The sequence below is a fragment of the Brevibacterium sediminis genome (genome assembly GCF_013623905.1).
In the GTDB taxonomy this organism is placed as follows: Bacteria; Actinomycetota; Actinomycetes; order Actinomycetales; family Brevibacteriaceae; genus Brevibacterium; species Brevibacterium sediminis.
In genome coordinates this window covers 59,571-77,122 of record NZ_JABKDD010000007.1, presented here as the reverse complement: position 1 = coordinate 77,122, position 17,552 = coordinate 59,571, and the positions used below count along the sequence as shown (strand labels likewise).

The window sequence follows — 17,552 nt, the reverse complement described above, 5'->3', positions numbered from 1 at the left end:
GGCACCAGGGACCAGGCACGAGGCCAGGGCACACCTCAGTCGAGGCTGCCGGTCTCCAACAGAACCCTGAACTGGTCCTCGTCGAGGACGGGCACGCCCAGCGACTCCGCCTTCTCCAACTTCGACCCGGCATTCTCACCGGCGACGACATAATCGGTCTTCTTCGAGACCGATCCCGCCGCCTTGCCGCCGGCACCGAGGATCGCCTCCTTGATGCCATCGCGGGTGAACGAACTCAGCGAACCGGTCGCCACGATCGTCAGCCCCTCAAGGGTCTGCGCGGCGGCCTCGACCTCGTCGTCTTCCATCCGCACCCCGGCGGCCGCCCAGGTCTCGACGATCTCGACGTGCCAGTCGATCTCGAACCAATCGCGGATGCTCTGGGCGATCGTCGGACCGATGCTCTCGACGGCCGACAGCTCCTCGAGGCTTGCCTCACGGATGGCCTCAAGAGTCCGGAACTTCGCGGCCAGGGTCCGTGCCGCGGTCGGTCCGACGTGGCGGATCGACAAGGCGACGAGCACCCGCCACAGATCCTGATCCTTCGCCTTCTCCAGCTCGTCGAAGAGCTTCTTCGTGTTCGCGCTCGGGGCGCTCGGCTTCTTCGCGGTTCCCCGGGTGTAGAAATACGGGACAAGCTCTCGCTCACCGGTCTCCACTCCCTTGGACTTCTTGTTCCGCCAGATCTTGACATCGCCCAGATCCTCCGGGGTGAGGTCGAAGAGGAAGGCCTCCGACGTCAGCGGGGGCGTGTCCGGTTCGGCCGGCGCCGTCAGCGCCAGTGCGGCCTCCTCGCCGAGAGCTTCGATGTCGAAGGCCGCGCGGGAGGCCAAGTAGAAGATGCGGTTGGCCAGCTGCGCCGGGCACGATCGAGAATTCGGGCACCGCAGGTCCTTGTCGCCCTCCTTCTGCTCACCGAGCTCGGTCCCGCAGGACGGGCAGTGGGTGGGCATGACGAACTCGTGCTCGGATCCGTCCCGCAGCGCCGCGACCGGGCCGAGCACCTCGGGGATGACGTCTCCGGCCTTGCGCAGGGTGACGGTGTCGCCGATGAGCACGCCCTTGCGTTTGACCTCGTACCCGTTGTGCAGGGTCGCCCGCTCGACGGTCGATCCGGCCACGGTGACCGGTTCCATCACGGCGAATGGGGTCACGCGCCCGGTCCGACCCACCTGCACCTGGATGTCGATGAGCTTCGTCGTGACTTCCTCTGGCGGGTACTTGAAGGCCGTCGCCCACCTCGGTGCGCGAGACGTATAGCCCATCGTCTCCTGCACGGCGATATCGTCGATCTTGATGACGATTCCGTCGATCTCGTGGGTGACATCGTGACGGTGTTCGCCGTAATAGGAGATGAAGTCTTCGATCTCGTCGACGGTGGCGAGGACCTTGAAGTAGTCGCTGATCGGCAGACCCCACGACCGGAACTGCTCGTAGACCTCGGACTGGTGAGCAGGCTCCGGATGCGAATCATCGGCCGGTGTCCACACGGCGATTCCGTGGACGAGCATGTGCAGGGGCCGGCGTGCGGTGACGGCCGGGTCCTTCTGCCGCAGCGAACCGGCCGCGGAGTTCCGCGGGTTCGCGAACGGGGCCTTGCCCTCGGCGACGAGGGAGGCGTTGAGTTCGGCGAAGTCCTCGACGGGGAAGAACACCTCACCGCGGATCTCGACCTCGGCCGGCGGGTGCTCGGTGTCGAGGCGGTGCGGGATATCGGAGATCGTGCGCACGTTCGCGGTGATGTCCTCACCGATGCGTCCGTCGCCGCGGGTCGCCGCCCGCACGAGTTCGCCGTTCTGGTAGAGCAGATTGACGGCGAGGCCGTCGATCTTGAGTTCGCACAGGAACTTCGACTTCACCGAGGTGGCCGACCGCACCCGTTCGTACCAGGCACGCAGTTCGTCGTAGTCGAAGACGTTGTCGAGGCTGTACATCGGACCGATGTGTTCGACCGGGTCGAAGGTCGAGGTGTCGACGACGCCGCCGACGGTCTGCGTCGGCGAGGAGTCGGTGACGAGTTCGGGGAACTGCGCCTCGAGGTCTTCGAGGCGATGGACGAGTTCGTCGTATTCCGCATCGGAGACGAGCAGGGAGTCCTGATAGTAGGCGGCCCGCAGCTCCTCGATCCTCTCGGTCAGCTGAGCATGGGCCTGAGCGCGAGCGGTCGCGTCGGTGAGGTCGACGCCCTGCAGGTCGGGTGTGGTCGAATCCGAGGTCTGATGCTCGGGCGTCGACGAGTCGGCGTTCTCCGGTGTCGTGGTCATTCGATCTCCTCAAGAGCCCGCCGCAGACCGGCGGCGATGGTCATGGTTCCCCGATTGTGCTCGGGTCCGATCCCCGGCTGGTCTTCCAGCAGCGGCGGGTAGGTCAGCGGCAGTTCGGGTCCGGCGATGATCCCGAATTCGCGCAGACTCGCGACCCCCATGCCGATGCGCGACCACGGGGTGCGGATCCGTTCGCACCAGTGGTTGACCGCGTCCGATCGCACACCGGCCGCTGCCGGCAGGTGGATCCAGGTGCCGAGCCCCGCCTCGGCGAGGATCGCCAGCTGCTCCCAGCTGTGTGGTCTCAGGCTAGCCAACGGCACTGACACGGATCGGGCGCCGGTGCGGCGGACCGCCTCGGCGGCGGGAATCTCCTTGCCCTGCAGGTTCAAAGAATCGAGGTCCGGCAGGGCGAGCACGGTGGGCGGGAGGTGGCGCAGCGTGGATTCGAGCGCCGCCCACACCTGGGTTTCGCTGATGGCGGGCAGGCTCGCCCACCCGGACACCGTCGGCCAGGTGCCGGTGAGGACCGGGTTCAGGCGGGATTCGACGAGGCGGACGGTCGGCTGCATACCCAGGCTCGCGATGCGGTCGGTGAAGGCGGCGATGCCGAAGGCGTAGGCCTGGACGACGTCGCGGCGTGCCCCATAGTCGCCGAGCACACGAGCGCCGGAGCTCAGGCTCAACGCGGTCACGAGCGACCACGGTCCCGGCAGGCTGATCTGGACCTGCCCGGGCCGGGACCCACCGTATTCGGCGATCGCGTCGAAGGCTTCGATCAATGCCGAGTCCTCGAGCCGTTCGTCTTTGCCCGCCGAGGCGGTCAGGCGCCATCCGTAGGATGTGCGGTCGACGTGGAGTTCGGTGAGCAGGCCGACGGCGCGACCGATGGCGTCGGCGCCCCATCTGCCCTCGGATTGGTGAGCGGTCAGGGGTACCGGCGGAAGCTGGTCGGCGAGGATGTCGAAACCGGAGGCCGCAGCCTCCCGGACCGGACTGGTCGCGATATAGCCGCGGTGCGGATCGCGGGCTCCGGGCAGCCAGATTCCCGTGGTCGTGGCGGCGGGCAGAACGGACATCGGGACATCGGGGGCGGCCGCCTCGGTGGAGGTGGCACCGGGACGGTCGCGGTCGGAGCTTTCGCGGTCGGAAGATCGGGGTTCAGCCATGCTGGTGGGCGCGGGGGATTCCGAAGACGTCGACATAGAATCCGAACTCGCTTTCCAGGGAATCGATGATGGTTTCGGCGCGGACGAAGCCGTGGGATTCGCCCTTGTACAGACGGTAAATGTACTCCACTCCGGCCAGTTCGAGTGTATCGACGAATTCCTGGGCCTGTGAGGGTGGGACGATCGGGTCGCGGTCGCCTTGCATGACGGCCACGGGCACCGTGATATCGCTGGTCCGGCGGATCGGCGACCGAGTGATGTATTCGTCCTGGGCTGCGGGCCAGGGTCCGACGAGGCCGTCGATGTAGTGGGATTCGAAGTCGTGGGTGTCGACGACGAAGCGCATGAGGTCAGTCACCCCGAAATACGAGGTGCCGCAGGCGAACACGTTCGTCGAGGCCAGGGCGGACAGCACCGTCCACCCGCCCGAGGAGGCTCCGGAGATGGCGATGCGATTCGGATCGGCGAGTTCGGCTGCGATGAGTCCGTTGACGGCGGCGACGGTGTCCTCGACGTCGACGACTCCCCACCCGCCGCGCAGCCGGTCACGCCAGGCGCGACCGAATCCGGTCGACCCGCCGTAGTTGACCTCGAGGACGCCGATGCCCTGGGAGGTGAAGAAGCTCGTGCGGGCCGTCATCTCCGGAGTCGCCTGTCCCGTCGGTCCGCCGTGGATCGAGACCACGAAGGGCGGGAGTTCGTCGACGGGAGCTGCGAAGCGCGGGTTGTGGGGCGGGTGGATGACGACGGGCACTCCCCCGAGCTCGCCGACCTGCGGGCGGGAGTAATAGCCCTGGTGGGTGTCGAGGCGTTCGCTTGCGATCTCGGTGAACAGTCCGGTCACCCGGTCGACGGCATAGAGGACTCCGGGGCGCCTTGTCGATTTCGCCGTCAGCAGCAGGTGTGTGCGTCCGAGGTCGAGGAGTTCGATCGTGCCGAAGGTCTCCCCCGTCGTGTCGATGGTCTCCCAGGCCGTGTCGGAAGGACCCAGCGTTGTATCGGAGGGGGTGAGGCGGCAGCGCACGAGCGTCGCGGTGGCCGCCTGAGAATGCGCCCACACCTCATCCCCGTCGTTGAGGTGCCACCGCGTGCCCAGCTGCCAGAGGGCACCACCGATCTCCTCGCCGGTGTCGATGACCGGTCGCAGCCGGTCGAATCCGATTCTTTCGGGCGCCGGCGTCTGACGGTCGTCGGTGACCAGGGGACGCGAGGCGACGGGGTCGATGTCGAGCCCGTATAACGACCATTGCCCGTGATGGTCGGAGATGACGTGGAGGGAGGAATCGGAGGTGAACTCCGGCTGGAGCAGGGAGATGCCCGGATCGGTCGGGCTCGGCATGCCCGGATCGGCTCTGCGTGGCCGTTCGACGCCGTCGCCGCTGAGCACGGCGACCGCAGGGGTGGCCGGCGTGCGCACATCGACCAGCCACAGGGTCGTTCCGTCCCAGGGCATGTTCGGGTGCTCCCAGCCGATGAATGCCAAGCTGCTGCCGTCGGGTGAGAGTCTGGGCCAGGCCATGAAATGAGAGTGGGTCGAGAGCACATTCGTCGTCCCGTGCTTGGTCAGCAGCACAATCGCGCGTTCACGACGGGTGGACCGGCAGTCCTCGCGCACGCACAGCAGTCCCCACGGACTCATGTGCAGATCTCCGTAGCGGATCCGCCCCGAGGTGTCCGGGGTCAGGGCATGCGGGGCTCGCCCGGGAATGATCTGCCAGACGCGCTGATCTGCGGCGTTGACGAAGTAGATGACTTCGCTGTTCTGGTCGAGAGCCCACGAGGCGCCACCGTATTCGTGGACGGCGGAGCGGATGTTGAACCCGGTCGGAATGACCTGCTCACGCTCTCCCGGACGCGACAGTGAGGTGCGGACGAGCCCGGTGCGGGCTTTCTCGGCGGGGATCTTCGTCGAATAGAAGATCTCGTCTCCCCTGAAGGCGGCGTCGAAGATCGGAGCGGCACCGGCGGCCACCTCGGCGGCGCCCAGAGGTGAGGACCAGGTTCCATAAGGTGCCGTGACGACATCTTGGGGACTTTCCTTCATGCCCCCAGAGTATCGCCAGTGACCGACATCGGTCCCGGGGCCGTCGCTTCAGTGAGGTGAAGCGGCTCAGGCACCGGCGAATTCGGGTGCCGGGGTGATGCGGTCCTTGGCCGTGGAGTCGATGGTGGCCTGGCCGAGGACACGGGTGCCGCGGTAGATGACCATGGTCTGGCCCGGGGCCACTCCGGACAGCTCCTCATCGACGTCGACGTGCATGAGCTGCCCGGCCGGACGTGCGGCAGGCACCTCGACCTCGTCGACGATGGGGTTGACTTCGTGTTCGGGCGCCTCGGCGACGAATTCGCCGAGCCACGCACGGGCCGGCACCGGATCGGCGTGGGCACGGATCTGCACTTCGCAGTCGATCCCGGTCTCCGGAGTCGAACCCATGTCCGAGGGGGCCGCTCCGGCCCAGGAGGTGCGGATTCCGGTCAGATGCGAGACCGCGAGGTCGGCGCGCGACCCGACGGTGACGGTGTTCGTGGCCGGGTCGAGGCCGGTGACGAAGCGCGGCTTGCCGTCCGCGGCAGGCTTCTCGATGCCGAGGCCCTTGCGCTGACCGATCGTATACGTCATCGCTCCGTCGTGACGCCCAAGCACTTCGCCTTCGGAGTCCTTGATGAGTCCGGGTCGCATCGGGATCTTATCGGCCAGCCAGGCCTTCGTGTCCCCGTCGGGGATGAAGCAGATGTCGTAGGAGTCGGGCTTGTTCGCTACGGAGAATCCGCGCTCGGCCGCCTCGGCGCGCACTTCGGCCTTCGACGCCGTCGCACCGATCGGGAAGTAGCAGTGCTCGAGCTGGTCGGAGGTGAGCACACCGAGGACGTAGGACTGGTCCTTGGCCAGATCCTCACCGCGGTGGAGTTCGGGCCGGCCCTCGTCGTCACGCAGCACCTCGGCGTAGTGGCCGGTGGCGATGGCGTCGAAGCCGAGCGCCAGGGCCCGGTCGAGGAGGGCGGCGAACTTGATGCGCTCATTGCAGCGCATGCACGGGTTCGGGGTGCGTCCGGCGGCGTATTCGGCGATGAAGTCATCGACGATGTCTTCCTTGAACCTCTCGGAGAAGTCCCAGACGTAGAAGGGGATGTCGAGCATTCCCGCCACCCGGTGGGCGTCGCGGGAGTCTTCGATCGTGCAGCAGCCGCGCGATCCGGTGCGCAGGGTCCCGGGCATCCGGGACAGGGCGAGGTGAACGCCGACGACTTCGTGTCCGGCGTCGACGGCACGGGCGGCTGCGACGGAGGAATCGACTCCGCCGGACATGGCGACGAGTACTCTCATGATGCTCCTTGCATCCATCGGGGTGTTGCCGAAACCATCCCGGCTCGGCGTGCCTGGTCGACGACCTCGGGAAGGGCCGTGAGCAGGGCATCGACATCGGATTCGGTCGTGTCGTGACCGAGCGTGAAGCGCTGGGTGGTGCGGGCGCTGTCCTCATCCATCCCGCAGGCCAGGAGCACATGGGAGGGACGGGAGACACCGGCAGAGCAGGCCGATCCCGTCGAGGTGGCCAATCCCCTGGCATCGAGACCGAACAGCAGCGAGTCCCCTTCGCAGCCCGGGAACGTGAAGTGGGCATTGGCCGGCAGGCGGTCCGCTCCGCGCGGACCGGAGAGCACGGCACCGTCGATGCTCGATTCGATTCCCGCGATGAGGCGGTCCCGCAGCCCCGACAGTCGGGCCGACCGGGACTCGAGGTCGGCAGTGACGAGATCGACGGCGGCGGCGAAAGCCACGGCACCGGCGACATCGAGGGTGCCCGAACGCACGCTGCGCTCCTGTCCCCCGCCGTGGAGGATGGGCGTCGGGCTCGCTGCGCGGTCGAGCAGGAGTGCGCCGATGCCGACGGGGCCGCCGATCTTGTGCGCGGTGATCGTCATGGCCGTCGCCTTGAGTGCCGCGAAGTCGAGCGGGATCTGTCCGAGCGCCTGCACGGCGTCGATGTGGAAGGGAATGCCGAGTTCGGCGGCGATCTCACCGATCTCGGCGATCGGCTGCAGAGTGCCGATCTCGTTGTTCGCGGCCATCACGCTGATGAGCGCGGTGCGTTCGGGTTCGCGGCGCAGTTCGGCGGTCGCCGCGTCCAGATCGAGACGCCCTGCCGAGTCGACGTCCAGGTAGACGGCTTCGGCGCCGAGGCGCTCCAGCCACTCCACGGTCTCGAGGATCGCAGGATGTTCGATCGTCGTCGTCAGCACCCGCGGGCGCGCAGGCTCCGTGAACGTTCCGTTGTTGCGGGCGAGGTAGAGGCCCTTGAGAGCGAAATTGTCCGCCTCGGTGCCTCCGGAGGTGAAGATCACCTCCGACGAGGTGGCCGCACCGACCGCGCGGGCGATTCCTTCGCGTGCTTCTTCGATGCGCATCCGTGCCGCCTGTCCGACCGCGTGCAGGGCCGAGGGGTTGGCCCGGCGGGCCAGCTCCTTCGTGTACACCTCGAGCACCTCGGCGGGCATCGGCGAGGTGGCTGCGTGATCGAGATAGATGGGCACCCTGCAATTTTAGGGCGTGAGCCAGGCTACGGCCAGGATCCGTGCGGCATCTCACCTGCGCAGCGGCACATCCGGACGAGTTGCCCGCCGGTGTGGCCGACTAAACTGGTCTCCGTGTTCACCGTTTTCACCATCGTCCTCTATGCCGCCACCGGCATCCTGACCCTGTGGTCGATCGTCGAGACCATCCGCAACCGTCCGGCCGGCAAGGCCCTGCTCGGCGGTGCCGCTCTGCTTCTGCTGCTGCTCATCGTGCAGCTGATCATCTCGATTGCGACCTTCGGCTCCACGCATGATGTCGACCCGCTGCTCTACTTCGGCTACATCATCACGGCGATTATGGTCATGGCGCTGGCCGGGTTCTGGGCGTTTGCGGAACTGAGCCGCTGGGGGCCGGGTGTGCTGGCCGCGGCAGGACTGACGGTGATCGTGATGATCGAGAGATTGGACCAGATTTGGCAGTGACCAGGCGCAATCGGTTCGGCGGGGACTCCGCCGACGATGCGAACTCAGCAGGCAGCGCGAACGCGGCAGGCAATGCGAAGTCAGCGGGCGACGCGGACTCCACGGCCGCCTCGGCGAGGGGACAGACGGGACGGTCGCCGTTCTCGGCGATGCATACCGGACCGGGACGGGCGCTGACGGCGGTGTACGGGGTCTTCGCGCTCTCGGCCACGGCCCGGGCGGGCTACCAGCTCATCCGCGAATTCGATGTCGCGCCGATCGCGTACTCGCTCTCGGCCTTCGCTGCGGTGATCTACATCCTCGCCACGGTCTGCCTGGTCATCGGCAACCGCGTCTCGCACCGGATCGCCGTCGCGGCCTGTGCGATCGAGTTCCTCGGCGTCATCGTCGTCGGCATCCTCAGCCACACCCACCCCGAGGACTTCGCAAAGCCGTCGGTGTGGTCGAACTTCGGCAGCGGATACGGCTATATTCCGCTGCTCCTGCCGCTCATCGGCCTGTGGTGGCTGCTGCGCGTCGGCCGCCGCGCCAGCCGCGGCTGACAATCCACGCGAACCGCGGCTGAGCCCGGGTCACTCCACCTTGGAGGACAGGACGTTCCAGTCGGTGGCGACGGCGGTGAGTTCATCACCGGTCTTCATCAGCACATAGGGGTGCGCGGTGTCGACCTTGATGGTGTCGCCCTCTTTGTCGTTCGTCTTCACGGCTTCGACGGTGTCGCCGAGGTCGAGTGCGTAGTCCGACGGTGCCTTGATCGTCAGGGTGCACCGCACCTCGCCCATTCCGATCGCACCGTTCTCGGTGCTCAAGGTCATGTCCTCGAACTTGAGGTCCTCATAGGGCTTGCAGTCGACATCGACCTTGTCGAAGCCGGAGTCCTTGTCCCGCAGGTCACCCAGGTAGTCGCGGAATCCCTTGAATCCGCCTTCCTTGAGTCCCTCGGGGCCCCCGGACTTCGCCTTGCCGTCGACGAGGAATGACGAGACGTCACCGGACGCGGTCGTCAGATCCTCGGAGAAGTCCTCGGGTCCCTTCTCCACGGCGCCGCTGTCATCGGCCATGAGGGTCGGCATCTGGTCGGTGGGGATATAGGACGCCGAACGCACGAGCGGATCGGTCGACGCCGATTCCCGCGTCACCAGCATCACCTGGGTCAGCTGCTTGTCCCCATCCGTGGACTTCTTGTCCGCGGTTCCGAAGGCGTAGAACCACATCGGATATTCGGTGAAGTTCGGGCTGCCGGCGACGACCTCGGTGAAGTTTGGTGCGCGCAGCTTCTGCTTCGCCTTGTCCGCGATCTGGATCTGCGCGCGGGTGTGGTCGATGAGCGGCGCCGCCTGGATCTTGTCGAGGTCGGAGCCCTTGTCGCCGAGTGTCTTGTCCAGCGATTCCGTGTAGTTCGTCATGAACTTCCCGGCCTCTCCGGCACGCACCGCCGTGCGCTCGTACGGAGTGGTGTCCGGGCTGCTGGGTTTGGCGATCGGCATATTCGCACAGCCGCTGAGCACGAGTCCGGTGCCCAAGACAGAGGCCGTCACCGCGCGGAAGGACCGCCGGTTCCGCAGATCCCGTCGCCGAGGCGGCGCTTGGCCGGCCGTGTCCGGCTGCACTGTCGAGATCGGCTGGGTCGCCGGTCCCGGCTCGCCCTTGACCGTGCGGTCTGCGGCCGGTTCCGGGCCGCCGCGGCCAGAGCCGCCCGAGGGACCGTCTCCGCCACCGTCGGGTCCGCTGTCGTTGCTGTCGGGTTCGCTGCCGCTCGGGGGTCCGACGTCCTTCTTCGGCGGGCGGATGCGCGAGGCCCACCAGCGCATGAAGAAGAACACCGAGAATCCGGCGAGGATGATCGTGCCGGCAATGCCGAGCAGGCTGAGTGCGAACACGCCCTTGACGCGCATCTGGAGACTCACCGTCGTTCCGTCGAGGCTGTCATCGGAGTTCGCAGGAGCGATGACGAGCACCTGCGGTTCGGCATCGAGGTCGAAGGTCTTCGCGACCGTCTTTCCCGTGTCCGAGCTGATCCACCAGTCGCGATCGGCGATATCGGCCTCAGGCTTCGCATCACCGGGAGTGAACCGGTGGGAGGCGGAGTTCGGGAACGACACATCACTGATCTGCTCCTGCGCCACCCCGTCGAGGTAGCTGTCGGCGTCGACCCCGCTGGCGGTGCCGACGAACAGCTCCGTGCCCTTCGAGTTCTTCGCCGTCACGGTCACGCTCGAACCCGAATAGGGCACGATCGCCTCGTCGAGGACGACGGCGTAGGCACCGTCCTTGACCTTGAAGGCCGGCGTCTCGGTGATCTCGTCGGTGCCGACGACCGAGAGCGCAGAGATGACCAGTCCGGCGAGCGTGAGTGCCGCTACGCCGAAGAGGATGGCGGTGATGAGTCGGATTCGCTGGATCAGAACAGTGCCCTCATGAGTGCGGTCCGTGCCTTGGTCACGGCTGGGTCGTCGGCGCCGAGGACCTCGAAGAGATCGAGGACCCGCAGGCGCAGGGACTCCTTCTCATCACCCGCGGTGGTGCGGATGAGTGAGATGAGTCGGTTGAAGGCGCTACCTGCTTTGCCGCTGACCACTTCGGCGTCGGCCGCGGCCTTCGCGGCTTCGACGTTCTTGGGGTCCGCATCGGCGGCGGCGATGAGATCGGCTGGTTCCTGGTCGATGAGGCGGCGGCCCAGGCCTGCACGGGCGAGACCGAACTTCGCCTCCTCATCGGCGGGAGAGTTCGCCAGCGCGGCTTTGAACAGGTTCTCGGCTGTGTCGAAGTCGCCCTTGGCGAGTGCCTCTTCGGCCTCCGGGTGGGCAGGGCCGGCCGGTTCGGGCTCGGCTCCCCCGACGGCCGCATGCCCGGTCACACCGTTCTCACCTGCGAGCTTGAGCAGCTCGTCGAAGTACGCCTGGACCTGAGGTTCGGGCAGAGCGCTCTGGAACAGCGGCACGGGCTGACCCTTGATGAGGGCGACGACCGTGGGGATCGACTGAACGCCGAAGGCCTGCTGCAGACGCGGGTTCGCATCGACGTCGACCTTGGCCAGCACCAGACGTCCCCCGTACGCGGTGACGACGCGTTCGAGGATCGGCGAGAGCTGTTTGCAGGGTTCGCACCATTCGGCCCACAGGTCGATGACGACGGGCACGCGGTCGGAGATCGCCACCAGGCTGGTGAACGTCGATTCGTCGACGTCGAAGACCAGTCCCGGAACGGCGACCGCATTCGGATCCCCACCGGCCGGGCCGCCGGCGGCACCGTCAGCACCGGCTCCCGCACCGGCGGCCTGACCGCCCTGACCGGTCTGACCGGCCTGTTCGGCGGGCATGTTCTTGCTGCGCACCGCCGACAGGTCGAGTCCCTGATTGGGCTGCGTGCTCTCCTGCGAGGGATCCATTGACACGTGGTCTCCTTTGTGACGCGGTCGGTGGGCTCGGCGCAAACCGTGACGCACCTGGTCCTTGCTTATCCAACAGAACGTATCAACACCGGTGCGCTCACGGCTATTTCCTCAGCCGTCAGGGAAGGAACACCACGGTGCCGACCCTTCCGCCTCAGCCTGCTTCGGCTCCGGCGAGAGTCTCGAGACCGCCGATGAGCTTGACCTTGCCGTCCTTGGGGACGAGGAAGGTGAGCACCTGGGTGGTCTTCGTCGTCACCGGCTCCTTGGTCGTCGCGGAGCCGACGAGTTCCTTCTGCGGCGACGACAGCGACAGGGTGCCGGTGCGACCCTCTTTCGACTCGGGGCTGATCGTCGATTCGGCGTCGATGACTCCGGTGACGATGGCGGCGTCCCCGGCGGTGCCCTGGGCGACGAGTTCCTTGCCCGGAGTGTACTTGTAGTCGACTTCGGCCTTGCCTTCTTCGGCGCTGGCCTTCTGGTCCTTCTGGTTCTTCCAGATGGACTTCGAGAAGTCATCGGACTCGAACTTCTTCGCCTCCTTCGAGTCCGCCCCGCTGCCGAGGGCCTTAGCGTAATCGGCAACGGCCTTCTCCGGAGTGGTGACGAAGTCCTTGGATCCGGGTTCGAGCATCTTCGCCCCCTGACGCGAGTCGGGCAGTTCGGGCAGCTTCGTGCCGGCCGTCAGCTGGGTCTGCGACCACAGTTTGTAGTTGCTGCGCGGATCCTCCTGGGTCAGCACGAGCAGCTGCGAATTCCCACCGGCGGAGGTGATCAGGCTGGTCACGCGCGGCCAGGCATCGGTGGCCGAGGTGTAGTTGGCGACGATCTCTTCGCTGGCCACCTCCGGCGCCATCTTCTGGTCTTCGACATCGTCTTTCACCTTGTACAGGTCTTCACGCTGCTTGAGCGCAGGACCGGCGGCGCGTTCGGCCAGTGCCTTCTTATCGGTCTTCTTGTCCGCGGCTTTGACGTCGGCGGCCACGGAGTCGAGGATCCGCTTGGCCTGGTCATCGGTGACGCCCGCGGCCGCGGAGCTCGGAGCCTCGGAGGGCTCGGGCTTCGGCAGCTCTTCGGGCCCGCAGGCGCTCAGGGCGAGCACGGGGACGACGGCGAAGGCGGTGCCGTATTCGGCGAGCTTGCGGCGGCGCTCCTGGCGCGCCTTGCGGCGGTTCGCTTCCTTCTTCGAATTGTTCGCACCGAGGAAGAGGAGGACGACGCCGACGACGAAGAGGACACCGCCGATGATCATCAGCGGGAGCGCCCAGGGAGTCTCGGCATGGTTGGGCCAGGTGAGGGTCACGGATTTGACGGCTCCGGCTTCGCCGTCACCGGCAATGAGGAATCCGGTGCGGTTGGCCTCGTCGTTCCATTCCAGCTCCACCGAATCGGTGCCGGTGACTTCCGACTGCCACAGATCGGCCCCGGCGGGATTGGGAACCTTGCCCTCACCATCGGTCGCCTTGGTCGTGAGCTTGCCGCCTTCGGCGAGTCCGGTGACGCGGTCATAGGCGGACTGTCCCGCCCAGGCTTCGACGTTCTCGATCGGAGCTTGGGCGATCGTGAGGTCACCGCTGCCCTTGACCGTGAGCGTGGTCGGGGTTTCGTAGAGGTTGAGCATTCCGGGGTCGACGATGACTGCCGGTTTGTCGGCATCGATCTGTGCGGTGGCAGTGATCGTATCCTCCGGCGCCCACAGGGTCTTCTGCAGGATGCCGAGGCCACCGACGACGACACCCACCACCATGAGAATCACAGCGAATGTGTAACGCACGAGCGAACCTTCCCTCAGCCGAGCAAAAATGGCACCCCAGTTCGGGGACTCTTCAAGTTTAAGTCACATACCGGACATCGCCTTTGTGCGCACGCTCAGTGTGTGTCGACGTTCACACGCCCAAGCCGCGCAGCGGCGCCGATTGCGCCCCGGAATGTCCCGCTCCCTGCTGTCTGCCCTAAGCTGGGCGAGTGAGCAACAACAGAATTGTGTGGATCGACTGCGAAATGACCGGCCTCGACGAGGTGCGGGACGAACTCATCGAGGTGGCTGCGATCGTCACCGACTTCGAGCTCAACCCCCTCGACGACGGAATCGACATCGTCATCAAGCCCTCGGCGGAGGCACGGGCGAACATGAACGAATTCGTCACGAACATGCACACCACCTCGGGCCTGATCACCGAACTCGACGCGGGCACCACCGTCGCCGAGGCGCAGACCCGAGTCCTCGAATACGTGAAGAAGCATGTCCCCGAGGCCGGCAAGGCACCGTTGGGAGGGAACTCGGTCGGCACCGACAAGGTGTTCCTCACCAAACAGATGCCCGAACTCGTCGAGCACCTGCACTACCGGATCATCGATGTCTCCTCGATCAAGGAACTGTCCAAGCAGTGGTTCCCACGCGCCTACTTCCAGGCACCGGCCAAGCACGGTGGCCACCGTGCACTCGGAGACATCATCGACTCGATCATCGAGCTCCAGTACTACCGGAAGGCCGTGTTCTCCGCCGAGGGGCCGAGTTCCGATGAGGCGAAATCGATTGCCGCCGAGGTGGCCGAGGCCTACCCGAAGGCGACCGACGAGGACTGACCGCCGCCTTCCGAGGCGATCGTGAGCACAGCCCGGTTCCGCAGCTGCGGAACCGGGCTGTTCATTCTCTGAGACCAGCCGGATCTGAACCCGAGCGTTCGATATGATGGTTTCATCATGCCATTGAATCAGCTTCAGCGACCCCTGTACGAGGTCAAGGCGAACCTCTTCAAGGGCCTCGCCCACCCCTTCCGCATCCGCATCCTCGAGCTCCTCTCCGGCAACGACGAGGTCAGCGTGGCCGATCTGCAGGCCGAGACCGCACTCGAGGCCTCGCACCTCTCGCAGCATCTCGCAGTGCTGCGGCGCCACCGTCTCGTCGAATCCGAACGTCGGGCCAGCCATGTCTACTACCGTCTGGCCGACCGGCGCACCGCAGAGCTGCTCGCGGTGGCCAGGAGCCTGCTGCTGACGATGCTCGAAGACGATGAGCAGCGACTCGCCGAAGCCCGTTCGCTGCCGAAGATCCCGGGCGCTGATACGGCATGAGCCCGACATCTCCGCTGCGCCGCACCCGGTCTCTGCTGCCGTCGGTCGCCGACTACCGTGAGACCCGCCGCTCCTGGCCGAAGGACCTCCTCGCCGGTGCCACTGTCGGCATCGTCGCCCTGCCCCTGGCTCTGGGCTTCGGAGTCAGCTCCGGGCTCACTGCCGAACAGGGACTCATCACCGCAATCGTCGCAGGCTTCCTCGCCGCGGTCTTCGGCGGATCCCACCTGCAGATCTCCGGTCCCACCGGTGCCATGGCCGTCGTCCTCGTGCCGATCGTCGCCAGCCACGGCGCCGAGGCCGTCATCGCCGTCACCCTCATCGCCGGACTCATCGTCGTCGTGGCCGGACTGCTGCGGCTCGGCCGGACGGTGTCCTTCATTCCCTGGCCGGTGATCGAAGGCTTCACCGTCGGCATCGCTGCGATCATCTTCCTCCAACAGGTGCCGTTCGTGACGACCCCCGATGATCTGGTTCCGGGCGAGGTGAGCACGAATGCCTTCGCCGCCGCCGTGCAGCTCGTTTCGTCGGCGGACTGTTCGTATCTGCCCTACTCCCTGGGTGCGGTCGCGATCGTCGCCGTCTGCATGCTGCTGGCTCCGAAGTTCCATGAGTCGATCCCCGGATCATTGGTCGGCATCGTCGTCGTCACCGTGCTCGCCGGAATCGTGCCCAATCCCCTGGCCACGATCGAAGAGATCCCCCAGTCGCTGCCGACCCCCAGCCTGCCGGTCGTCGACCCGGCCTCCCTGCCGTCACTGCTGCCGGCGGCGGGCACGATCGCCGCGCTCGCGGCCATTGAGTCGCTGCTTTCGGCCAGGGTCGCCTCGTCGATGTCCGACGCCGGCGCCTACCAGCCTGACCGTGAGCTCGTCGGCCAGGGCGTCGCCTCGATCGGATCGTCGCTGTTCGGCGGCATCCCTGCCACCGGTGCCATCGCCCGCACCTCCGTGAACATCCGTGCCGGCGGTCGCACGCGCCTGGCCTCGATCGTCCACGCGGCCGTGCTGCTGCTCATCGTGCTGGTGGCTGCGGGACCGGTGAGTCGGATTCCGCTGGCGGCCCTCGGCGGAGTCCTCTTCGTCACGGCGGTCCGGATGGTCGATCTCAAGACGATGCGGTCGATTCTGCGCTCGACGAAGTCCGATGCCTTCGGGTTCGTCATCACTGCGCTCATCACCATCTCATTCGACCTCATCGTCGCCGTGGGCATCGGCGTCGTCGTTGCCGCGGTCTTCGCTTTGCGGAAGCTGTCGTCGATCACCTCGGTGCGCATCGAACGACTCTCGGAATCAGAGTCCGAGTATCCGGGTGATGAGAGGATTGCCATCGTCCATTTCCACGGACCGCTGTTCTTCGCCTCGGCCGATCGCATCTCGGATGAGGTTCTGGGGCTGCGGGGAGTCGAGGTCGTCGTGCTGCGCATGTCGCAGCTCGAACTCGTCGACGCCACCGGCGCACACATCCTCACCGATATGGTCACAGCCTTCGAACGCCGCGGGATCACGGTGCTCATCAAGGGCGTCAGAGACAGCCAGGCCGGACTGTTCGAACAGGTCGGGGTGCTCGCCGCACTGCGTCACCACAAGCATCTCTTCGATGAGCTTCCGGCTGCCCTCGCCCATGCCCGCTCGCATGTGGAGCGGGCGCGGCAGAGCTGATCGTGTCTCAGCCGGCCTTCTTCTCGGGGCGGGCGAAGATGTTCGACGGGAAGGCACCTGACTTCGCAATGACGCGCAGCAGGTCACGGCTCGGCGAGAGCAGAGATTCGATCGTCTGATCGTCAAGCACCGACCACGCGGCTGCAACGGTGCCGTCGGTGAGGGCTTCGACCTGTTCCTTCAGGTCACGTCCCGCCTCGGTGATGGTGGGGAGGTCGTGCCCGCGTTCATCCTTGTCCACGGTGATCAGCCCCGCCTCGGCGAGCCTGGACTGCGCGGTCTGCCATTCCTCATCCGTGTAGCCGCGTGTCTTCTGTGCCGCTCGCGGACGGAACCCGGCACCGGTCGCGACGTCGAGCATGAGGGCGTCGATTCCGGGCACACCGGCGGTGACGAGGGAGGCGACATGGCCGTCGCCGCGGAATTCGCGGGCCACGGTCGCCACGTCCCACATCTTCTCGAATGCGGTGGCCGCCTGGTGGCCGCCGATGACGTCGGCGGTGGCTGCGGCCAGGGTGCGGCCGGAGAAGTCCATGGCGGCGAGCACGGGTGCCAGCGTCTCCGTCACTTGGGTGGCCGCCTCGGTGAGCAGGGCGATGTCATCACGGTCACCGAAGAGTTCGGCCATGTACGCGCCCACTGCGTCGAAGCGGGCCTGGACCATCTGCTCCGGGCTCACCGTCTCCCACAGGCGCGGCAGCATTCCGGCGACGAAATTCGGGGAATAGTTGTAGTACGCGGCGGACACGACTCCGGGATTCACCCGTCCCAGCGGAGCCGAACGGGCGGCCATATTGCCTTCGACACCGGGTTCGAGTCCGTACTTGGCGTACTCGGCGCCGACCGTCTGCGAGAAGTAGATCGACGAGTGGAAGGAGTTGATGCGGGCCGAGACCGTTCTGATGTTCTGTGTGCGCTGGGAATCCATATCGTCATCCTATGGGCGGTCTCCTCCCAGGTAAATGGGTCTGCGCGTGTGTCGCTGCCCGCACCG

At 66.4% G+C, this 17,552-nt stretch carries 14 protein-coding genes; 5 read left to right on the top strand and 9 right to left on the bottom strand.

Going from position 1 to position 17,552, the window contains the following annotated elements; translation table 11 throughout:
• Window positions 1-35 precede the first annotated feature (35 nt).
• The 5 genes from ligA to HK108_RS11480 all read right to left on the bottom strand — a co-directional run bounded on the left by ligA (window position 36) and on the right by HK108_RS11480 (window position 7,966).
• Window positions 36-2,264, bottom strand: coding sequence for an NAD-dependent DNA ligase LigA (gene ligA, locus HK108_RS11500; protein WP_181271633.1), 2,229 nt, complete (start codon window positions 2,262-2,264; stop codon window positions 36-38).
• Window positions 2,261-3,433 carry a uroporphyrinogen decarboxylase/cobalamine-independent methonine synthase family protein gene (locus HK108_RS11495; RefSeq protein WP_229664100.1) on the bottom strand — a complete coding sequence of 391 codons (1,173 nt, stop codon included), beginning with the start codon at window positions 3,431-3,433 and terminating at the stop codon, window positions 2,261-2,263. Before HK108_RS11495 ends, ligA begins: the two co-directional genes overlap by 4 nt.
• On the bottom strand, window positions 3,426-5,477 hold the full coding sequence (locus HK108_RS11490) for a S9 family peptidase (RefSeq protein WP_181271632.1): 2,052 nt from the start codon (window positions 5,475-5,477) through the stop codon (window positions 3,426-3,428). The genes HK108_RS11495 and HK108_RS11490 overlap by 8 nt, the downstream gene beginning before the upstream one ends.
• Before the next feature lie 66 nt (window positions 5,478-5,543).
• Window positions 5,544-6,758 carry a tRNA 2-thiouridine(34) synthase MnmA gene (gene mnmA / locus HK108_RS11485; protein WP_139468898.1) on the bottom strand — a complete coding sequence of 405 codons (1,215 nt, stop codon included), beginning with the start codon at window positions 6,756-6,758 and terminating at the stop codon, window positions 5,544-5,546.
• The gene (locus HK108_RS11480; RefSeq protein WP_181271631.1) at window positions 6,755-7,966 is read right to left on the bottom strand and encodes a cysteine desulfurase family protein; all 1,212 of its coding nucleotides are present in this window, start codon (window positions 7,964-7,966) and stop codon (window positions 6,755-6,757) included. The genes mnmA and HK108_RS11480 overlap by 4 nt, the downstream gene beginning before the upstream one ends.
• A gap of 114 nt (window positions 7,967-8,080) precedes the next feature.
• Here HK108_RS11480 and HK108_RS11475 point away from each other — a divergent pair, with 114 nt between their 5' ends.
• Window positions 8,081-8,431, top strand: coding sequence for a hypothetical protein (locus HK108_RS11475; RefSeq protein WP_139468900.1), 351 nt, complete (start codon window positions 8,081-8,083; stop codon window positions 8,429-8,431).
• A gap of 149 nt (window positions 8,432-8,580) precedes the next feature.
• Window positions 8,581-8,973, top strand: coding sequence for a hypothetical protein (locus HK108_RS11470; protein ID WP_181271683.1), 393 nt, complete (start codon window positions 8,581-8,583; stop codon window positions 8,971-8,973).
• A gap of 30 nt (window positions 8,974-9,003) precedes the next feature.
• Here HK108_RS11470 and HK108_RS11465 read toward each other — a convergent pair whose 3' ends face one another.
• The 3 genes from HK108_RS11465 to HK108_RS11455 all read right to left on the bottom strand — a co-directional run bounded on the left by HK108_RS11465 (window position 9,004) and on the right by HK108_RS11455 (window position 13,596).
• Window positions 9,004-10,644, bottom strand: coding sequence for a hypothetical protein (locus tag HK108_RS11465; RefSeq protein ID WP_229664099.1), 1,641 nt, complete (start codon window positions 10,642-10,644; stop codon window positions 9,004-9,006).
• 188 nt (window positions 10,645-10,832) lie between these two features.
• A complete protein-coding gene (locus tag HK108_RS11460; RefSeq protein ID WP_181271681.1) occupies window positions 10,833-11,819 on the bottom strand; it encodes a tetratricopeptide repeat protein in 987 nt (328 codons plus the stop codon).
• A 157-nt stretch (window positions 11,820-11,976) separates the two neighbouring features.
• Complete coding sequence (locus HK108_RS11455) at window positions 11,977-13,596, bottom strand: DUF8094 domain-containing protein (RefSeq protein ID WP_229664098.1); 1,620 nt, start codon at window positions 13,594-13,596, stop codon at window positions 11,977-11,979.
• A 227-nt stretch (window positions 13,597-13,823) separates the two neighbouring features.
• Between HK108_RS11455 and orn the strand changes: the two genes are divergently transcribed.
• The 3 genes from orn (at window position 13,824) to HK108_RS11440 (ending at window position 16,558) form a co-directional block, all read left to right on the top strand.
• Window positions 13,824-14,408 (top strand): oligoribonuclease, encoded by a 585-nt coding sequence (gene orn / locus HK108_RS11450; RefSeq protein ID WP_139468963.1) that lies wholly within the window; start codon window positions 13,824-13,826, stop codon window positions 14,406-14,408.
• A gap of 117 nt (window positions 14,409-14,525) precedes the next feature.
• Complete coding sequence (locus HK108_RS11445) at window positions 14,526-14,897, top strand: ArsR/SmtB family transcription factor (protein ID WP_062862026.1); 372 nt, start codon at window positions 14,526-14,528, stop codon at window positions 14,895-14,897.
• A complete protein-coding gene (locus tag HK108_RS11440; RefSeq protein WP_181271630.1) occupies window positions 14,894-16,558 on the top strand; it encodes a SulP family inorganic anion transporter in 1,665 nt (554 codons plus the stop codon). Before HK108_RS11445 ends, HK108_RS11440 begins: the two co-directional genes overlap by 4 nt.
• A 7-nt stretch (window positions 16,559-16,565) precedes the next feature.
• Here the strand turns inward: HK108_RS11440 and HK108_RS11435 are convergent, their stop codons facing one another.
• Complete coding sequence (locus HK108_RS11435) at window positions 16,566-17,486, bottom strand: SCO6745 family protein (RefSeq protein WP_139908507.1); 921 nt, start codon at window positions 17,484-17,486, stop codon at window positions 16,566-16,568.
• Window positions 17,487-17,552: the final 66 nt, after the last annotated feature.

Bases quoted from the DNA above. Each gene is read 5' to 3' on its own strand.
- ligA (WP_181271633.1), bottom strand. From the start codon at position 2,264: ATGACCACGACACCGGAGAACGCCGACTCGTCGACGCCCGAGCATCAG.
- HK108_RS11495 (WP_229664100.1), bottom strand. From the start codon at position 3,433: ATGGCTGAACCCCGATCTTCCGACCGCGAAAGCTCCGACCGCGACCGT.
- HK108_RS11490 (WP_181271632.1), bottom strand. From the start codon at position 5,477: ATGAAGGAAAGTCCCCAAGATGTCGTCACGGCACCTTATGGAACCTGG.
- mnmA (WP_139468898.1), bottom strand. From the start codon at position 6,758: ATGAGAGTACTCGTCGCCATGTCCGGCGGAGTCGATTCCTCCGTCGCA.
- HK108_RS11470 (WP_181271683.1), top strand. From the start codon at position 8,581: ATGCATACCGGACCGGGACGGGCGCTGACGGCGGTGTACGGGGTCTTC.
- HK108_RS11460 (WP_181271681.1), bottom strand. From the start codon at position 11,819: ATGGATCCCTCGCAGGAGAGCACGCAGCCCAATCAGGGACTCGACCTG.
- orn (WP_139468963.1), top strand. From the start codon at position 13,824: ATGACCGGCCTCGACGAGGTGCGGGACGAACTCATCGAGGTGGCTGCG.
- HK108_RS11445 (WP_062862026.1), top strand. From the start codon at position 14,526: ATGCCATTGAATCAGCTTCAGCGACCCCTGTACGAGGTCAAGGCGAAC.
- HK108_RS11440 (WP_181271630.1), top strand. From the start codon at position 14,894: ATGAGCCCGACATCTCCGCTGCGCCGCACCCGGTCTCTGCTGCCGTCG.
- HK108_RS11435 (WP_139908507.1), bottom strand. From the start codon at position 17,486: ATGGATTCCCAGCGCACACAGAACATCAGAACGGTCTCGGCCCGCATC.